The organism is Paenibacillus tyrphae, assembly GCF_027925525.1.
Classification (GTDB): domain Bacteria; phylum Bacillota; class Bacilli; order Paenibacillales; family NBRC-103111; genus Paenibacillus_G; species Paenibacillus_G tyrfis_B.
In genome coordinates this window covers 101684-119640 of the sequence record NZ_BSDJ01000016.1, presented here as the reverse complement: position 1 = coordinate 119640, position 17957 = coordinate 101684, and the positions used below count along the sequence as shown (strand labels likewise).

Sequence of the window (17957 nt, the reverse complement as noted above, 5' to 3'; positions counted from 1 at the left end):
TGCCGCATTTATGAAGCAACGGTCCGTTTCCGAACCGCTGCCCCTCTGTCCCTTTATTTTTTCAGCAATGGATTGACTTTCTCTTCAACCGTCTTGAGCACTTTTTCCGGCTCGGCCACTTGGCCGAACAACTGATCGAAGCCAGCCAAAATTTCCGTGTCGATTTTTTGCCATTGGATATGGCCTGGCTGCACCTTCGCTTTCGGCATCTCGTCGATCACCGCTTGCTTGATGATGTCCGGGTCCGGGTTGCCCGGCTGCTTCAGGAACGCATCGGAATCGAGCACCGATTTGCGCGGCGGCACGAAGAAGGTCGCGGTCGCCTGTATGCCTTCCTGGCTTGCGAAAAATTTGAGCAGCTCCTTGGCTTCCTTCGGATGCTTGGTTTCCTTGAACACCGCGTACCCGGCCTGTCCCATCATCGGCACGCTTCCCTTGGAGCCCGACGGCATCGGCGCGATGCTCCATTTGAAGTCCTTGATTGTACGCGCTTTCGAGACATAGCTGTAGTTATCGAAGAACATGCCGATCTTGCCGGATTCGAAGCTGACCTGCTCGCCCGCTTTCGGATGCGATTGGTCGGTAAACATCATGGTTTGCAGCATTTTTAGCGCTTGTACCCCGTACTGGTCGCTCCAGGTGAATTTGCTCATGTCGTCGCTGAACGGCCCGCTGCCGTAAGACAAGGAGTACGAGGCAAGCATGATCCACGTTTTCCAATCCCGGAAAAAATTGGCGCCGTACGTCTTGTTCGCGCCGGTACCGCTTGAGAGCGTCTTTGCTGATTTGACGAACTCCTCCCACGTCCATTTGCCCTGCTTCGCCAGCTCGTTCGGCGACGGAAGTCCGGCCTTATCGAACATGTCCTTGTTGTAGAACATGACGCTGGGGGGCGTGGAGAACGGCAATCCGTACAGCTTGCTGTCCTTCTGGAATAGCTGCAGAGTCGAAGGAATGAAATCCCCGCTGTTGAAAGCCGCATCCTTCGTAATGTCCGAGACGTCTTCGAGAATGCCGTTCTGCATAAACTGCGGCACCATGCGTTCCGCTACCCATGCCAGATCCGGCAGCTCCCGGCCGGCCGCGAGCACGGACATCTTTTGCTGGTATTCCGCGAACGGGATCGAATCGATTTTGACCGTGATGTTCGGATGGGTTTCTCTGAACTTGTCGACCAGCTTCTGATACACTTCCAGGTGGGCCTGGTTGCCCCAAGTGACGAATTTCAGCTCAACCGGCTTGTCGCCGCCCCCTCCGGCGGCCGGGTTCGCCTTCTCTTCCGGCTTCCCGCCGCCGCATCCCGCGGAACCGGCCGCCAGCGCCATAACAAGCGTGCCCGTCAGCAACTTCTTCATGGTATCCCCCCGTTTTGTAATGGTTCAATTGCTAGCTTCATTATATTGAAAGCGTTATCGGAAAAAAATCACGCATCGTTTAGATTTAGTATGTTATTTTTGGAACTGACGGCCGGGAGCCGTTCGGCCTATACGAAAGTCTCAGATGCCCGATTCGTCGCGAAAAGAGCCCGGCGTCCGCCCGACCTGCTGCTTGAACACCAGCATAAAGTGCTTGGGGCTTTGATACCCGGACAGCCGGGCCACATCATAAATTTTAAGATCCGTATGTGTCAGCAAATGCTTCGCCCGCTGGATTCTCGCTTCCGTGATGTAGTCGGACAAATTCGTGCCCGTCTCCAGCTTGAACAGTTGGCTCAAATAAGCCGGGTTCAGATGCACGTACTCGGCCAGCGTCTGCAGCCTCAGATCGCCCTCGGGATGGCCGTTGATATACTCTTTTACCTTGCGGATCAACCGACGACCGTCTCCGCCCGTCTGCGACTCCGCTTGCGGACCTTCGTCCGCCGGCGCTTGGCCGATTCCGCTGCGCTTCAGCAGGAGCTGGCGGATTTTGTCCAGCGCGGAGACGAACGCCGTCCGGTCGATTGGCTTCAGGAGGTAGTCGAGCACGCCGTGTCGCAGTGCCTTCTGCGCGTAAATGAAATCACTGTAGCCGCTAATAATGAGCAGAGGCATGTCCTCGTACCGTTCCCTAATTTTGCCGATCAGCTGCAGACCGTCCATCTCGCGCATCCGAATGTCCGTAATGACCGCATCCGCGACGTTCCGGCTTAAATAGTCCAGCGCCTCCCGGCCGTGCGCGGCCTCCTTCACCACGACAAAATCGTCGGACAATTGACCGATCAACGTTCGGATTCCACTGCGTATCACTTCTTCATCTTCGACCAGAAGCACTTTAATCATCGCGTTCTCCTTCTTCCCTAATCGGAATCGTGATTGTAAATGCGGTTCCTTCCCCCAGACTTCCGTCCACATGCAGCCCGTACCGTTCTCCGTACATCAACACGAGCCGTTGGTTGATATTTTTCAGCGCGAGCCCGTGTTCGCCTGCCGTTTCGGCGGCAGAGAACGGCGGCGCGGCGGCAAGCGACTGACGCAGCTGCTGCAGCTCGTCTTCCGACATCCCTTTGCCGTCGTCCCGCACGGTCAGCAGCAGCTCGTCTTCGAAGCGGACGGCTTCGATCCAGATCGTCCCGCCCTCTTCGCAATCGCCGATCCCATGATAAATCGCGTTCTCCACCAGCGGCTGAAACAGCAGCTTCGGCACCTCATTGCCAAGCAGGCTTTCCTCCACGTCGATCATAACCTTCAGCCGTTCTCCGTAGCGCAGCTGCTGGATCTTCACATACGAAGCCGCCGATTCCAGCTCCTCGCGCAGCCGTACCAGCCGGGCGTTCCGGCCGACGGTATACCGCAATAGCCGGCCGAGCGCGGATACCATATCGGATACTTCGTCATTTTGCCGCTTCAGCGCCAGCATGTTGATCGATTCCAGCGTGTTGTAGATAAAATGCGGATTGATCTGGCTTTGCAGCGCAGCCAGTTCGGCTTCCTTCTCCCGAAGTCCGATGACGTATACTTCGTGAACAAGCCGGTCGATCTCTTCGACCATCCGGTTGAAGCTGCGGCTGAGCTGCCCGATCTCGTCCTGCGACTCGACCTTGACGCTCTGCTTGAAGCTGCCTTGTTCGACCCGGAGCATTTTGTTCTTCAAGGCGGCTAGCGGCCGGCTCAGCCGGTAGGAGAAAAAGGTGGCCAGCGCCCCGGCAAATATTAAACAGATGAACCCGATGCCGAACGTAAAATTACGCAAGTCTTTCGTCTCTTTCAGCAGCGATTCGACGGGAATGAAGCTGATGACCTTCAAATCGGAATAGTCGGAATAATCGACGATGGCGAGATAGGTTTTGCCCCGGATGTTCATATGACGGACATTGAAAGCTTGGGGCGGCTCGGTCGTAAGGCGAAGCTCGTCCATCATTTCAGGAGTCAGACCGCCGCTGCCTTGCTGGAAGAACAGCTCGCTGCGGCTGTTCACGACGAGCAGGCCGCCCTTCTCCTCGAATTTGACATTCGAGACAATTTGCCGGAAGACGTCCTCTTTCAAGTCGATTTTGACCACGCCAAGCCCTTCGTTCGTATTCGGCTCCCGGATCAAGCGGGCCACCGAGACATAATCCTGGCCGCCGTTATCCAAGTAGTAGCTGGGCCGGTGCTTCGGAATGGCTACCCATGCCCCGTCCGCCTGCTTTACCCGTTCGTACCAAGCTTCCCGTTTCACATCGGTAAACGATCGGATCGCACTGGCATCGACGTTCGAGAACGTGTAACCGCTTCCCGCAAATAGCTGAATCCCCCGAATTTCGGGACGGTTATACGTCATTCCTGCGATATATAGCTGCATCTTCTCCAGATCCTCCACGGCAGGACGCTGGTTGGCAAGCGCCGGACCGCTGTATTTGCGCAGGATGCCAAGTACCCCGGGGTCATAGGTGGGCATGAGCGACAGCCGCTGCATTTCCATAAACGTCCGGTCCAGATTGCGGTTGATTTGCCCGACCAATTGCGCGGAGTAATCCGCCGTACGGCGTTCGACCGACATGGAAAAGTCGTAGTACGTTATGATTCCCTGCAAGCTGAGCGGGATCGCAATGAGGAGCATAAAAATAAGCAGCGTCTTGGAGCGCAAGCCCCAATGGGAAAACGGGTGGATCTGTAAGGTACGTAGTGATTTCATCTGCAACCGCCTCTCGTCGGCTTGAAATGTGCCCTTAAGTGACCCTATTGTAGCACAGTCCCCGCTTCTCGCGGATATGTTAAGTTCAAATGGCTAAAGACCTAGACTGATAAATAAACTTGTAGACTAAGAAAAAAAAGTAGTAGACTGAAAAAATAAGTCTTAGCGTGATAAGCTGCCTCGCTTTTGGAGGCGAAACAATAAAAGACCCTGGACGAATGGTCAGAGACTTAAATCATGATTAGGGGTGTAAAACGTTGCGCAACGAAAGCATATTGTTGGTGGACGATGAAGAAGGCATTTTGAACATGCTTGAACTAGTGCTGAAACAAGAAGGATATAACAGAATTCATACCGCCATGACGGGAGCAGAAGCCCTAAGACAGGTTCAGAACAGATCGATCGACCTTATCGTTCTCGACGTCACACTGCCGGATACGGATGGATTTGAATTATGCAGACAAATACGGCGTTATACAACAATTCCAATTCTCTTTTTAACTGCTCGTTCCGGGGAGCTGGACAAGCTGATGGGTCTTGGAATCGGTGGCGACGATTATATCACAAAGCCGTTTAGTGCGCTGGAAATCGCAGCGAGAATAAATGCACAATTACGTCGTCATATTCAGTATCGTACCAGTGAGTCAACAAGCGAAGAAGTTATGCGATATGGCCCGATGATCATAGACAAAGGCACAGGTCTGTTAGAACAGAATGGCAAGCAGGTCCAATGTACGGCAAAAGAGTTTGAACTACTCGTGTTTCTGTGCGAGCGTCCAAACAAGGTGTTTACTGCACATCAATTATATGAACAGGTCTGGAATGCCTTTATGCCAGGCGATGAGAAAACGGTTGTCATTCATATCTCCAAACTACGAAAAAAAATTGAACAAAACCCCGCAGATCCTAAAATTATCGTTAATCTTCGAGGCATTGGTTACAAATTTGTCCCCCCCGTCGGGAGTGATTCCGAATGAGGTTCATCATACGTTTAGTCCTGATTTTTCTTTTTCTCTTCACGGTCATACTCATTGGCGGCAGTATGGTACTCGCCATGACTGTTGAATTTTTTATCCCCTCGGCAAGCGGGTCAACAAACACGACTGCAGACATCATTATTCTATTGGGGATGCTGATCCTTTTTATTAGTTCCTTGTTATTCTTCGCATGGTTTATCGGCCGTCCGCTTTATTATATTGTTCTCTGGATTTTCCAATTGGCACAAGGATGTTACGAAGAGCCATTTAAACGAAACATGTATTCCCACGAAAGCGGAACGCTGAAACAGCCCTACAAATTATACGAGGAAATGATCGTGCAACTTCGTACTTTAACGGAGACCTTGGCTCGAAATGAGCGGGAACGGATTGCCATGGACAAGATGAAAGAGGAATGGATATCGGGGATTTCCCATGACCTGAAAACGCCTCTGACCTATATCACGGGCTATTCGGAGATGATGTTGTTACCGAAATATCAATGGAGCGAAGAAGACAAGACGGAATTTCTCAAGCAAATTAATCAAAAAGGCTTGCATATGCAAGCCTTGATCCAAGATTTGAATTTGTCGCTGCAATTAAATGGTCAGCGTCTGCCCCTTCATGTAGAACCCGTCAACATGGTCGAGCTTATCCGACGCATCGTGGCTGACGTTGTTAATGCGCCCTGGGCAAGTGAATATTTGCTTTCATTTCATGCTGACATTGACCTTCTGGAAATGACCGTTGACCCACAGTTTTTGCAACGTGCCCTCCGCAATTTAATCGTGAATGCAATTATCCATAACCCAAGCGGCACGAATGTCACCGTTTCTTTACGTCAATCGCCGACCCAAATCATCATTATGATTGAAGACAATGGCATCGGGATGGACAAAGAGACCGTCGACAGACTTTTCGACCGCTATTACCGGGGAACGACAACGGATGCGAATAGTGAGGGGACTGGTCTTGGCATGGCGATTGCCCTGCAATTAATCGCGGCTCATCATGGGGAAATCGACGTTGCCAGCCGTAAAGGGGAAGGAACGTCAGTCCGTGTTATGATCCCGTTGTCTTAATTAGCTTATTGTTAGTTTTCCGTTTACTTCGATTTAACCATATAACGATTATAATACTCCTTGAAGTAACCATTCTACGGATTTTATGCGCACGTAGTGGGGATACGAAAGGAGTATTTTTATTGGAACTCATGATCGACGAGGGCTGACTCTGCACTGTCTTGCCCCCAATTCTTATGGCGGTTTGGATTTTATTTCTTAAGGAGCAGTATGGATGAGGAAAATAGTTATATTCATAGGGTGGCTTGCTTGCATATGGTTGTTATGTGCATGCACGAAATTGCAGAATATTCAAGATTTGTGGACCAAACAAGTCAATATTCAAAAAAGCATCAAGTCCGATCAAATCGATACCATCGTACTTGACGGCAAGAATGCCGAGACAGTGGAAATCACACAAGGGAACTCGGATGAAATTCTCATTCATTTGAGTGGGAATGCATCGTCTAAAATTGCGGACGGGGTGAATGTAAACACGGAAACTAGCGCCAATACGCTGACACTTGGCATTCATCCTTTGGATGGTTCCGAGAATGGGGTTACCCTGAGCGATCTCAATTTGACGATCCAATTGCCTGAAAAACGATGGAGCAGCATTCATGCCAAAACTACACACGGCAACCTTCATGTTGCCCGGATCAAAACGGATGAACTTCTGCTAAATACGTCGTCCGGCAGCATTAAAACCGAAAAACTGGAAACCGGTAAGCTGGAGTTAACCACAAAATATGGAGCGGCACTTGTGTCGTCAATCCAAGGAGATTCCATTGCTCTGCAGACACAAACCGGCAATATCGAAGCTTCGGACTTTAAAGCGAAAACCTTCACCTTCGATACAAAGGACGGTTCCGTTAAATTGGTGAACGGGGAGGCCCCGATATCAGGGAACACAAGGTCAGGTTCTATTCATGTCTCATACAAAGAAATGCTGCATAGCGCAGATTTGCAATCGAATGACGGATCGATTGTGGTGAATTTTGATGACCGGCCAAAAGCGTTGGCGATCGATTTTGCAAGTAAGGTTGGCAAAGGGACCGTAGATCTGCCCAATTTGAGCTATACGGAAAACAAACAAAACCTGATCAAAGGTGAGTATGGGGGCGCAGGAATCATACTTAAAGCTCGCACAACTACGGGTGACTTTTCTTTGAAATAACGTCATTGAAGGAGAATTTTCTAATGCGTAAAAAAAGAGTTTCAAAAGTGCTCGCTGTAACGCTAAGCACCTCTCTAGCTGCGACCTGCTTGATTACATTGGTCGGAGGGCATAGTGTCAGTGCGGAACAGTCCCCTCTTAAGGGGCAAACCATCACAGCGATTCAGCCTGCAACTGCTCCAAGCGGTCCGGTTGACCCCAAAGAAGTGGAGGCCTTCGCGGACAATTACTTTGGGGAAAGCTTGAAAAAGTTCAATGTCCCGGGTGCCATGTTCGTCGTCGTTCAGGACGGACAAGTCGTTTTATCCAAAGGATACGGGTATGCAAACAAAGAAAGCAAAACCCCAGTTGATTCCAATACCGTTTTTCGCATCGGTTCCATTTCTAAGACGTTTACGGCTGCGGCTGTACTGCAGCTTGCTGACCAAGGGAAGATCAAGCTGGATCAGGACATCCAATCCTATCTCGGAGGTATCACAATACCCAATTCGACAGGTAAACCGCTAACTATGGAAAATATGCTGACCCACATGACGGGGTTCGATTTCCCATATGAAAAAGACGATGACGCCTCGCCCGATCTTCTTAATCAAGAGACTTCTCTTCGAGATTTCTTAATTGATCGAATGCCGACCATCGTCCGGACGCCGGGGGAAGCCTACCAGTATGACGATTATGCTTTTGCTTTGGCGGGATATGCCGTGGAACAAGTTACCGGGCTCCCTTTTCATGAATACATGGATAAAAACATCTTTCAGCCGCTCGGCATGAATTCTTCCCATGATCTTGTAACCCCAGAGCTTAAAGCCCGAATGGCTACAGCTTACGATCCGCAAGGCACGCCATATCCGGAGTATGGCCTTTATCCTACGGACATGCCTCAGGGCGGAATGTTGTCCACCGGAAGCGATATGGCTAAATTTATGATCATGCTTCTGCAGAAAGGAAAGGCTGGAGATCGGCAAATATTAAGCGAACAAAGTGTTCAGCGAATGAGCAAGTTTTCCGTTTTCGCTCATCCGGCCATACCTATTACAAGCTATGGATTTGAAAGTATTTTCAATGAACTGTCGAATGGTCAGTATGTCGTCGGCAAAGGCGGGAACATCCCCGGATATGCCACATGGACATGGCTACTGCCTGAGCGCAAAACGGGGTTGTTCGTCATTTATAATAATGATTCCGAATTACGTTCGGATTTGTATGCTGCCTTTATGGACCATTATTATCCGAAGAGCTCCGAGACGCCTGAATCGGTATCGCCTCTGACAGAACAGCAAGCCGCGCGTTACGTCGGATTATACAAAGACCTGCATACCCCGGCATTTGTGACTAGAATTACATACAACAACGGACAACTTGTAGCGGAAGATAGATACAAGTTGGGGAATAGCAAGACTACTTTGAAAAAGATAGATCCCTTGTTGTTTATGGATGACCGCGGGAACAAAATAGCATTTGTTGAACAAAAGGATGGCGGTATTGCTTATATGTACAGACCTGCCAAAGCACCGATCGCCTATTCGCCCAAAATGCAGGAAAAAGCGCTGTTTTCCGATGTCTCGAAAGAAAGCCCCTACCAACCGTCTATTGAAAAGCTCCATTCGCTGGATATCATCAATGGAAGAGATGGGCGCAGCTTTGACCCGAAGGCACCCATGACCCGCGCGGAATTCATCACAATGCTGCTGCATGCTGTCGGCTATCCGCCCTCCAAATCGAAATCCGGTTACACGGATATCGAACACCATTTTGCGGTCAAAGAGATACAGGCAGCGGTCGAGAATCATTGGTTGGGGGATGAGCCCGGATGCCGATTTGAACCGGATCGCACAATAACTCGGGAAGAAATGGCCGTCATCTTAACGCGCATTCCTCTTCCATGGCCGCTTGGCGATGAGGTACGATTGGCAGGGCAAACCGATGAATCGGCTATCAAGGCCGTAAGCAAGCTTGTTGCTGCCGGAGTTACGGATCCAGTCACAATAACCCATTCTGACGGTTCAGTCGATTTCCGCTCCAAAGCACCTTTGCTTCGCCAAGAAGCCTCCTTTTTCATTGACAAGGTTCTATTTGTTCCTTAATCTCTTATCGGCCGTTACAGCCGCATTCGCTGCATGTAACAAGAAACCTTCTAAGAAATACCCTGCCCGTTAGGCGAACAAAGGCAGCCAGTCATTCTTGGCCGGCTGCCTTCGTTGTTTATAACAATTTGATGACGTGAGTTTCATTTACTTAAGCAATTTATCTTCTACGATCTGGGTATCTCGGCTGTTCCAATCGAAGAGCCAGTGGCCGTATTCATCCCGGATTAACTGATCGGTAATTTGTAAGGTCGTCTCAGAGAATTGAGAGGGTTGTGGATTCTTCGAGTAAGAAACGCTTGAGAATGAGTATCTGAGGCGATACGTTGCACTGCCCTTCTTTCCACTAGGGTCTACCTGAACGCTTTCGATTTCTACTTCCTCGAATTTTGCGCCATTTTTCCCTGTATAAGAACGAGCAAAAGTATTGGCCGAAAAGGAAAAAGCATACAGTTCAATCCAATGTGCAATTCGCTCATCTTCAGTTATCCGTGCTTCCGTACTCATCTGAATTTCCAATCGATCGTCTTCCCACTTTACGACGGTACCTGTCGATTCCTCGAGAAAATCAAGAGGTATGTATGAAACGCCATCTATTAACAGAGGTGAAGTGAAAAGCCAAAATTGCATTCCATTCGCATCACCGACCCCTCCATTTATTCTGAGATCGATTCTGGATAGGCCACGCTCCGCATGGATCGTTTCATCTGACTCGTTCCATTCAACCTTGTAACCAAGCCTTTCAAAAAGTTGGCGAGCTGGAACCAGAACCTCCTTGTTTATAATCACGGGGATAGGATCAAGGATAAGGGCTTCTCCGTTCAAAAATGTATTCATATAACGATTATCATGGTCTGTAGCTGCATTTACAGATTCATCGGTAAAACCGATAGCTACTAATAAACACGATAGAATGATGACTAAGATGGCGCGTCTTCTCAACAGGGGCAACTCCATTTCGACTATCGTTTGTTCCTTCGTGGTTTCTGAATTTCCAGATACGTATTTTTGAATTTATTTACAATTCATTTTATGATCATATATTGAAAATATCAATACAACTATGCCGTCCATTGGCCGGAATTTCTGCCGAATTGCGCGGACGGCTCGTATACATCGACGTCAATATGCGGTAACTCGATTTTCACAGGGGAATGATCTTTAAGCGTAATATTGCCTCCCGCGAAATGACTATCGTTCGTTACCCGCGATGGTTGTCCGGAGCGAGCTGCTTCTCCAAGAGCAGCTCCGCAGCCTTCCGGAAATACTCCGGATCAAAATCGGACTTATCCAAGTAGCTCTTCATGACGAATCCGTCATACAACATCCTCAGCTGCGCAGTCAACTCCTCGGGCTGTCGTGCCCCGCCCTCCCTTGCAAGCTCTAGAACCCGAGACCAGAAGCTCCTCTGAATGTCCAGCAATTTGATGTGGGCGGGGTGATCCGGATCCGGAAATTCGACCGCCGCGTTCAAGAACGGACATCCCCGGTAATCCGGCATCCCCATCTGTTCGGTCACATCGTGAATGAGGGCGCCGAGCTGTTCCTTAGGAGAGCTCGGATACAGCTGCCTCAATTTTTCCAGTTTTTCTACTTTTAGCTCATCCCTAGATTCGAGATAAGCAACCGCCAGATCATCTTTCGTCGCGAAACTTCGATAGAAGCTTGCCTTGGCAACGCCAGATTGCTTGATAATCCGATCGATGCCGACCGCCCGTATTCCCTCCATGTAAAACAATTCTGAGGCGACCCGCAGTATACGATCTCTAGCCGATTCTTTTTTCATCTTCGACCCCCGTCTCTATAGGTTTGGAAAAAAGCATGTTGACATGAGACAGATCTGTCTGTATCATTTCATCATGAAGAGACAGACCTGTCTCCTCCATTATATGAAATCCTCTCGCCTCCTGTCAATCGAGCGAGTAGTGAGAAAGGGGAACTTTCTATGCCCAATACACTTTCGGACGCTTCCGCCCAGTTGGTGCGGACTCGCGACCCCGCCTCCAAAGGAGACGGACGCAGATCGCGTCTGATGCTGCCGGCTCTGCTTTTGCCTGTATTTATGGCAGTGTCGAACGTGTTCATCGTGAACGTAGCCACGCCTTCGATCCAGAAAGGGCTCGGGGCCAGCTTCGCCGATGTACAATTGATGCTTACCGGGTACACTCTTACGTTCGCCGTTCTGCTGATTATCGGCGCCCGGCTGGGCGATCGGTTTGGACGCCGGAGAATGCTGTTCATCGGAGTGGCCTTATTCACGATCGCTTCTCTGTTATGCGGCTTATCTGCCCATGTCACTATGCTCATTGCGTTGCGCGTATTGCAAGGCGTCGGCGCCGCTCTGTTTATGCCGCAGGTTTTATCCCTCATTCAAGCCAATTATACTCCGGAACGTCGAGGTGCGATCTTCGGCATGTATGGAGCGACTCAGGGAATCGCGGCGACGGCCGGGCAGATCATCGGCGGGCTGCTTCTCCGCATGAATTTGTGGGATCTGGATTGGAGAGCGGTGTTCCTGATCAGCGTCCTGCTCGGGGCTCTGATATTGGCCCTAATTCCGTTTATTCCGGAATCCGGCTCGCCGGATCGCGCCAGACTGGATTGGATTGGAGCCGCACTCGCCGCTGCCGGCTTGCTGATGCTCGTCTATCCGCTCGTGCAGGGACAGCGTGAAGGATGGCCCGCCGGCCTCGTCGTCAGTTTGCTCTTGTCGGCCCCTGTGTTGGTTTTGTTCGCCTGGTACGAACGGCGACTATTGCGCCGCGGCCGGCTCCCATTTATGAATGTCGCTCTCTTTAGACATAAGGTGTTCACGTTCGGCATTCTCGTCGTGCTGCTGTTGATGTCGTCGCAGGGCGCCTTCTTCCTTGTCTCCGCCTACATGCTTCAGCTTGGACTTCATTTCTCGGCTCTGCAAGCAGGTCTTGTCATCGGGTCGATGGGAATGGGCTATTTCCTCGCATCGCTGTTCTCTTCCCGAGTCGCTGCGAAGCTTGGAGCCCATGTGCTGACCGTCGGTTCCATCTTGACGACTGCAGGTTACCTGCTGCTTAGCTGGGCGGTCCGAACGACCGGGGTTTCATCCGATATCGGCGTGTGGATCCCGGCTCTAGCTGTGCTCGGCATCGGTCAAGGCTTCGTTGCCGCGCCACTGACTAACATCGTTTTGGCGAAAATCCGCACAACGGACATCGGCTCCGCATCCGGTGTCATGACAACCAGCATACAGATCGCCTCTACGATCGGAATCGCCCTGATCGGCATCGTATGGCTTAGCGCTCTTGGCGCTCATACCGGCTCGGTATCCGCCTATCCTGACGCGTTTAACCGTTGCCTATATGTGCTGGCCGCCGCCACTGCCCTCATCCTGCCGCTGGCATTGATGCTGGCGGGGCGAAACGGAGCCCGTCAATCGTGAAAGATAAAAAAGCCCCCGCGCAACCGGGGGCTAACAGCAACTTATAAGGTATCCCTCCCAATTAACCTTGAACGACCGGTATCAACGTCCCGTTGTAATAGAAGATTGTTCTTTACGGCGCCAAAGAATCCAAGATGAGGGTCGTTTATACATCTCAAGCATAGTATGTATGTTTTTCGTAATTGATAACATATATCAATTACGGTTAACCATATATGTTCTTACCGTCTTACGCGTTTCCCGACAAAATTAAATATCATCCTTGCCTTCTTTTTTCCAAACAGCCACGGGAACGCAAATCCCCTTTGTTGTTCACTTTTTTAATTTTAATCACAGTAGGTATTTGATTATCTTCAAATCAGCGACATTTTTAATTACAACTCACAAAAAAAATGTGAATTGTAATTTGTTTTGTCATTTTAATTATCTATTTCATGGCTAATTTGTAAAGCAAAACAAATCCCGCACACCTAGAAAAGCGACGGGATTCATGAAATCATTTACGCAGCTGAAAGTTACGCGCGCACGTAAGATAGATGCGAGCTGTTATTAAGTTGCTTAATTCATAATAAAGTCGTTTAAATATATTAAATTTGTTTAATTTTTCGCCCCCGGCCGCTAAACTAACTGGCGAATAGTTGAAGTAGTTATTAGTGACCAGTGAAGATAAAGTTTTAGACTGAGAAGCCTGATTTAACGGGCTATATGGGATTGAGAATCGTCGACCTTCAAAATTTAAGACGACGGTAAAAAAGCCAGAAGCCGTTGACCTCCCAAAAGAGTAGCTTGAGCTTGTTACGCTCGCGATTGCAAAACACGAACAAGCTCGGAGAGAATGGATTCAGGCCATAATCTTCTTGGACGAGCGCAGCGAGTCTCATCGATTGATTTACGCAAGTCCGTGGCGCCGAATGCCAGATAGACAGGGTGTGCGTTTGAAAACGTAAGCATGATGAGGTTAAGGCTTCTACCACTTCACGTAGCAACTGCCGGTCAAATCCTTTTTGGAGGGCGATGCTGGCAGGCCCGACATGAATAACAAGCGAAGAAGAGGCAAGAGGAGCGGCGAGCTCCGTGACGGTAACCGGAATAAAGCGGGCCGAAGAAACGATGTCTGACGAGGCGATTTTTTTGAGTTTCCGTGTCCAATATTTCAATTGTTCCAAATTGACTTGATTGGTACTGCACCATGTTACCATAGTGAGTCCGCTGGCCTTATAAGCTTCAATGCGTTTCGCCCATCCGTTTTGACGTTGATCTCTTTTTGTCATGAGGCAACCTCCTCATTTAGGATGCCTTATTTTCTTATGAGCTTAAGGCTATTGAAAGATGGGGAGTATTTTACGTTTAGGCTGATAAAAGTATTAATGGAAGATCATCCAGTAGGCTGTACTCCAATTTTTGTTCCTTTAGCCTGAGTTATAATTATGGATATTTATGTTAATAATGAAAAAATGATAATTTGAATTAAAGTTATTTTATTACGTTTTCTAATTGAATGGAGTTACAATATTGATTCTTCCAAAACGACCTATTCCCTTTTTCGATGAAAGCCTCTCGGGTTACATTTTTCGACTGGCATCCGCTAATCATTTCGAGAATCCACTTCCCATGTTCCAACTTTCTGGATTAACAATGCCGGGATATTTAAGCAGAATAGCTTGTACAACGATATTGAGGGCCACTCAAAGCCTTGAAAGACTAAGTATTTTGTGCAATTATTCTAGCGACTCTTTACGGAATTTAACGTTTTGTGAATCAGAAGGTAGGTTTGTAATTTACGGAAATGAGACTATACCTGAGAATGCTATACATAATCTTAAATCAAAAGTCTGTCCAATGTGCTTAAGTGAAAGTCCTATGTATAGCAGAAAAGTCTGGGAACTTGCCTTTTATACTGCTTGCGAAAGACATTTAATTTCTCTAATAGAAGTTGCCCTTCTTGCAAAAAAACGATATCTTGGCAGGGCAGGAATATAATTGACTTTTGTAAGTGCGGGTTTGATTTTAAAAAGGTTGTTACTGAAACACCCCAGCAAAATGTTATCGATCTATCAAACCACATTTCATCCGTAGTCTTTAGAAAAATCCCCCCCTTCAGACTTACAAAGTCCTTTATTTGATCTGAATCTCAATGAACTATTTCGATTGCTGACATTCATGTGTGGCCAAGCTCAGAAACAATATATCGATAAAAATGCAAGCTGGATTACAGTAAACAGAATAAACGTTAGTAATTGTTATTTACAAAACTTACTTGGTCATGTATTGCACAGAATAGCTCAATAAAATATTGACACTCACGATTTGGCCATGGAATAGTAGGATGCCATGATATCTTCAGGAACCATACTACCTCCGGTTGCCCAAATGATGTGTGTGGCATTCATTAGTTTTTTTCGCAAGTCATGCTTTTCCACATAATTGTGCCCGGCTTCGCTCTTGAATAATTGAATGGCGCCATAAGCACCCGCCAATGCCGAAGGCTCTAGGTGAATGTTTTCCGTATCGACTAGCGCACGTAACAGTTCAACCAACTGATCGTCACTCACTGTATAAATTCCACTCAATAAACCTTCGACGGTTTTTCCAACAAAACCGGACGGCCTTCCCACTGCTAGTCCGTCAGCAATTGTGATGTTGTCTATCCCAAAATCTTGTACAGAAATTTTATTGTGCATACCCGTCATTAAACCAAGCAGCATACATGGTGAATGGGTAGGCTCACCGAAAAAGCAATGTACTTGATCCTTATAAAGCAACTTTAAGCCAAAAGCTACGCCGCCCGGTCCCCCACCTACTCCACATGGGAGATATACAAACAGCGGATGGTCTTCATCTACAATGACCTTCCTGTCTTCCAGTTGTTTCTTTAATCGGGGGGCGGCTACCGAATACCCCAAAAATAAATCTTGGGAATTTTCATCATCAATGAAATAACAAGTAGGGTCTTGCTCCGATTGTTTACGTCCTTCTTCTACGGCCTTGCTGTAATCCGATGCATATTCAACGACAACCACGCCTTTTTTTCTAAGCAAATCTTTTTTCCACTGCTTTGCATCCGCAGACATATGCACAGTTACATGGAACCCGATTTCGGCACTAATAATTCCAATGCTCATCCCTAAATTACCTGTTGATCCTACGGCGATAGAATATTGTGAAAAGAAATCCTTGAAAGCTTGGTCAGCCAGGATAGAGTAATCCTCTTCAACGGTAAGCATGTTATGATGGATGGCTAAATCCTCAGCATACTTCAATACTTCATAAATGCCGCCTCTTGCTTTTATAGATCCTGAAATGGGCAGATGACTATCGCATTTGAGCCATAATTGCCCAAGAATTTTTTGACCGTACCTGTCCTCCACATCTTGTTGCATAGCTGGAATTTGCACGAGAGGAGACTCAATGATCCCATTCATTTGTCTTGTTTCAGGAAAAGCTTTGGCCAGATAAGGAGCAAACCGTTGTAGCCTCTGCTCCGCATCCTGTACATGTTTTTCTTCCAAGGGAAGCTCACCAGCACATTGTTCAAATGGTCGATAATGTGGATTGTTCCAAAATACTTCCTCGGTGGAAATCAATTGCGTTATCAAAGGAAATTCCTCTATCCATCGTTCCAACGATTTCCCCAGAATATTGTTGTTGTACATGACTTATCCCTCGCTTAGCTTTCGATGTTTCTTCCTTTTCATTGTTTTAAACTATTAATGAGCCCTCGCTGCGTAATAACCCGGTGACTACATATCCGTTTGCCAAAGCATGTTGAAATTGATCGCGCAGGATAAATCGCCATTCTTTCGCCAAATCTTTGGAGGGGTGGGCATGATAGGCTAACTGCCTTGGCGATGACCTGTTTGGGAATCGCAAGCATCGCCGATCATCATGCCCACAGAGGCTCCATGTCAAGCCGCGGCATCGTAGTTGCTAGATCAATTTTGAGAGCTTACACAAAATTCTTGACAGACTCACTTATAAGTCCGTCACATAATAACTTCCTCCTTCGTACTGTGAGCGACTGGATATCGTCCCTCTTAAGCCCGATAATATTTGCTGTACAGCGTGCGCTCTGCAATCCGTTCGCGATTGGGTTCATAGCCGATCCCAGGCGTGGTTGGCACCGTAATAACGCCGCTTTCCACGGTTACCTCCGGATCAATGATATCCTGTGACCAATAGTTTGAGGAAGCTGCCGTATCTCCTGGCATTATGAAGTTGGGCAATGTAGTGATCGCAATGTTATGCGCTCTGCCTATTCCCGCCTCCAGCATGCCACCGCACCATACCGGGATTTGATGTTCTGCACACAAGTCGTGAATTTTTTTAGCTTCCGTCAATCCCCCTACTCTGCCGATTTTAATGTTGATTACCTTGCAGCTGCCCAGTTGGATCGCTTTTCGCACATCGTCTACAGAATGAATACTCTCATCCAGGCAAATAGGTGTTTTCAGTCTCGCCTGCAGCACTGCGTGGTCAATGATATCATCATGAGCAATTGGCTGTTCAATCATCATCAAGTTGAACTCATCCAGAGCAGCCAAGTGTTCCAAGTCCTGCAGCGTATAGGCACTATTGGCATCAGCCATTAACTGAATATCCGGAAAATGTCTTCTGATTTCCCGGATGACGTCGACATCCCATCCAGGCTGTATTTTCACCTTGATCCTTTTATAGCCTTTCGTTACGTTTTCATCTACCAACCGCAGCAATTGCCCAACGGAATCCTGAATTCCTATGCTTATACCGACATCGATTTTCTCCTTTATGCCTCCCAATGCTTTGGCAAGTGAAATGCCCTGTTCTTTGGCGTATAGATCCCACATCGCCCCTTCCAGGGCAGATTTGGCCATGTAATTGCCCCGGATATGCTTGAAGCGTTCCGTCACTTCATCCGGATGCTCGATTTCCTTCTGAAACAAGAGCGGAATTAAAAAATCCTCCATCACATGCCAGTTCGTTTTTACTGTTTCTTCTTTATACAGAGGGTTAATACTGGCTACGGACTCTGCCCAACCGGATATCCCTTGTTTGGATTTGATCTCAACCAGTATAAAGTCTTTATCTAGTTCCTTGCCTAAACTCGTTGTGAACGGTTGCAACAATTTCATTTTCAAATGTCGCAGTACAATGTGCTCGATCTCCATG

General features: G+C 48.1%; 14 protein-coding genes. 6 read left to right on the top strand and 8 right to left on the bottom strand.

All coding sequences use genetic code 11. The annotated features are described in order from the left end of the window. Nucleotides 1–53: 53 nt before the first annotated feature. The 3 genes from QMG93_RS20095 to QMG93_RS20085 form a co-directional block, all read right to left on the bottom strand. Nucleotides 54–1355, bottom strand: coding sequence for an ABC transporter substrate-binding protein (locus tag QMG93_RS20095; protein ID WP_281939528.1), 1302 nt, complete (start codon nt 1353–1355; stop codon nt 54–56). A 141-nt stretch (nt 1356–1496) separates the two neighbouring features. Continuing rightward, nucleotides 1497–2261, bottom strand: a complete 765-nt coding sequence (locus QMG93_RS20090) for a response regulator transcription factor (protein WP_281939526.1) — start codon at nt 2259–2261, stop codon at nt 1497–1499. Beyond that, nucleotides 2254–4095 carry a sensor histidine kinase gene (locus QMG93_RS20085; protein ID WP_281939524.1) on the bottom strand — a complete coding sequence of 614 codons (1842 nt, stop codon included), beginning with the start codon at nt 4093–4095 and terminating at the stop codon, nt 2254–2256. Before QMG93_RS20085 ends, QMG93_RS20090 begins: the two co-directional genes overlap by 8 nt. 257 nt (nt 4096–4352) lie before the next feature. Here QMG93_RS20085 and QMG93_RS20080 point away from each other — a divergent pair, with 257 nt between their 5' ends. The 4 genes from QMG93_RS20080 to QMG93_RS20065 all read left to right on the top strand — a co-directional run bounded on the left by QMG93_RS20080 (nt 4353) and on the right by QMG93_RS20065 (nt 9394). Further along, nucleotides 4353–5072 carry a response regulator transcription factor gene (locus QMG93_RS20080; RefSeq protein ID WP_281939522.1) on the top strand — a complete coding sequence of 240 codons (720 nt, stop codon included), beginning with the start codon at nt 4353–4355 and terminating at the stop codon, nt 5070–5072. Continuing rightward, nucleotides 5069–6154 (top strand): sensor histidine kinase, encoded by a 1086-nt coding sequence (locus tag QMG93_RS20075; protein ID WP_281939520.1) that lies wholly within the window; start codon nt 5069–5071, stop codon nt 6152–6154. The genes QMG93_RS20080 and QMG93_RS20075 overlap by 4 nt, the downstream gene beginning before the upstream one ends. A 214-nt stretch (nt 6155–6368) precedes the next feature. Next, nucleotides 6369–7310, top strand: a complete 942-nt coding sequence (locus tag QMG93_RS20070; RefSeq protein ID WP_281939518.1) for a DUF4097 family beta strand repeat-containing protein — start codon at nt 6369–6371, stop codon at nt 7308–7310. Between the two features lie 23 nt (nt 7311–7333). After that, nucleotides 7334–9394, top strand: a complete 2061-nt coding sequence (locus QMG93_RS20065; RefSeq protein ID WP_281939516.1) for a serine hydrolase — start codon at nt 7334–7336, stop codon at nt 9392–9394. A 147-nt stretch (nt 9395–9541) separates the two neighbouring features. On the opposite strand, the gene QMG93_RS20060 is transcribed toward QMG93_RS20065, so the two are convergent. Both QMG93_RS20060 and QMG93_RS20055 read right to left on the bottom strand, forming a co-directional pair. Continuing rightward, nucleotides 9542–10336, bottom strand: a complete 795-nt coding sequence (locus tag QMG93_RS20060) for a copper amine oxidase N-terminal domain-containing protein (protein WP_281939514.1) — start codon at nt 10334–10336, stop codon at nt 9542–9544. Nucleotides 10337–10595: 259 nt separating this feature from the next. After that, nucleotides 10596–11180, bottom strand: a complete 585-nt coding sequence (locus QMG93_RS20055) for a TetR/AcrR family transcriptional regulator (RefSeq protein WP_281939512.1) — start codon at nt 11178–11180, stop codon at nt 10596–10598. Nucleotides 11181–11339: 159 nt separating this feature from the next. On the opposite strand from QMG93_RS20055, the gene QMG93_RS20050 reads away from it, so the two are divergent. Then, on the top strand, nt 11340–12812 hold the full coding sequence (locus tag QMG93_RS20050; RefSeq protein WP_281939510.1) for an MFS transporter: 1473 nt from the start codon (nt 11340–11342) through the stop codon (nt 12810–12812). Between the two features lie 728 nt (nt 12813–13540). Here the strand turns inward: QMG93_RS20050 and tnpA are convergent. Then, nucleotides 13541–14083, bottom strand: coding sequence for an IS66 family insertion sequence element accessory protein TnpA (gene tnpA, locus QMG93_RS20045; RefSeq protein ID WP_281939509.1), 543 nt, complete (start codon nt 14081–14083; stop codon nt 13541–13543). Between the two features lie 223 nt (nt 14084–14306). Here tnpA and QMG93_RS35415 point away from each other — a divergent pair, with 223 nt between their 5' ends. Next, the gene (locus QMG93_RS35415; protein WP_413789312.1) at nt 14307–14792 is read left to right on the top strand and encodes a TniQ family protein; all 486 of its coding nucleotides are present in this window, start codon (nt 14307–14309) and stop codon (nt 14790–14792) included. A gap of 320 nt (nt 14793–15112) precedes the next feature. On the opposite strand, the gene QMG93_RS20040 is transcribed toward QMG93_RS35415, so the two are convergent. Together QMG93_RS20040 and menC are read right to left on the bottom strand one after the other, a co-directional pair. Beyond that, nucleotides 15113–16465 (bottom strand): D-serine ammonia-lyase, encoded by a 1353-nt coding sequence (locus QMG93_RS20040; protein ID WP_216795009.1) that lies wholly within the window; start codon nt 16463–16465, stop codon nt 15113–15115. 381 nt (nt 16466–16846) lie between these two features. Continuing rightward, nucleotides 16847–17956: an o-succinylbenzoate synthase gene (menC, locus tag QMG93_RS20035; protein WP_216795012.1), complete on the bottom strand. Its 1110-nt coding sequence runs from the start codon at nt 17954–17956 to the stop codon at nt 16847–16849. Between the last annotated feature and the right edge of the window lies 1 nt (nt 17957).

Excerpts from the sequence above, each read along its gene's own strand:
- QMG93_RS20095 (WP_281939528.1), bottom strand. The coding sequence starts at position 1,355 with ATGAAGAAGTTGCTGACGGGCACGCTTGTTATGGCGCTGGCGGCCGGT.
- QMG93_RS20090 (WP_281939526.1), bottom strand. The coding sequence starts at position 2,261 with ATGATTAAAGTGCTTCTGGTCGAAGATGAAGAAGTGATACGCAGTGGA.
- QMG93_RS20085 (WP_281939524.1), bottom strand. The coding sequence starts at position 4,095 with ATGAAATCACTACGTACCTTACAGATCCACCCGTTTTCCCATTGGGGC.
- QMG93_RS20075 (WP_281939520.1), top strand. The coding sequence starts at position 5,069 with ATGAGGTTCATCATACGTTTAGTCCTGATTTTTCTTTTTCTCTTCACG.
- QMG93_RS20070 (WP_281939518.1), top strand. The coding sequence starts at position 6,369 with ATGAGGAAAATAGTTATATTCATAGGGTGGCTTGCTTGCATATGGTTG.
- QMG93_RS20065 (WP_281939516.1), top strand. The coding sequence starts at position 7,334 with ATGCGTAAAAAAAGAGTTTCAAAAGTGCTCGCTGTAACGCTAAGCACC.
- QMG93_RS20055 (WP_281939512.1), bottom strand. The coding sequence starts at position 11,180 with ATGAAAAAAGAATCGGCTAGAGATCGTATACTGCGGGTCGCCTCAGAA.
- QMG93_RS20050 (WP_281939510.1), top strand. The coding sequence starts at position 11,340 with ATGCCCAATACACTTTCGGACGCTTCCGCCCAGTTGGTGCGGACTCGC.
- tnpA (WP_281939509.1), bottom strand. The coding sequence starts at position 14,083 with ATGACAAAAAGAGATCAACGTCAAAACGGATGGGCGAAACGCATTGAA.
- QMG93_RS20040 (WP_216795009.1), bottom strand. The coding sequence starts at position 16,465 with ATGTACAACAACAATATTCTGGGGAAATCGTTGGAACGATGGATAGAG.
- menC (WP_216795012.1), bottom strand. The coding sequence starts at position 17,956 with ATGGAGATCGAGCACATTGTACTGCGACATTTGAAAATGAAATTGTTG.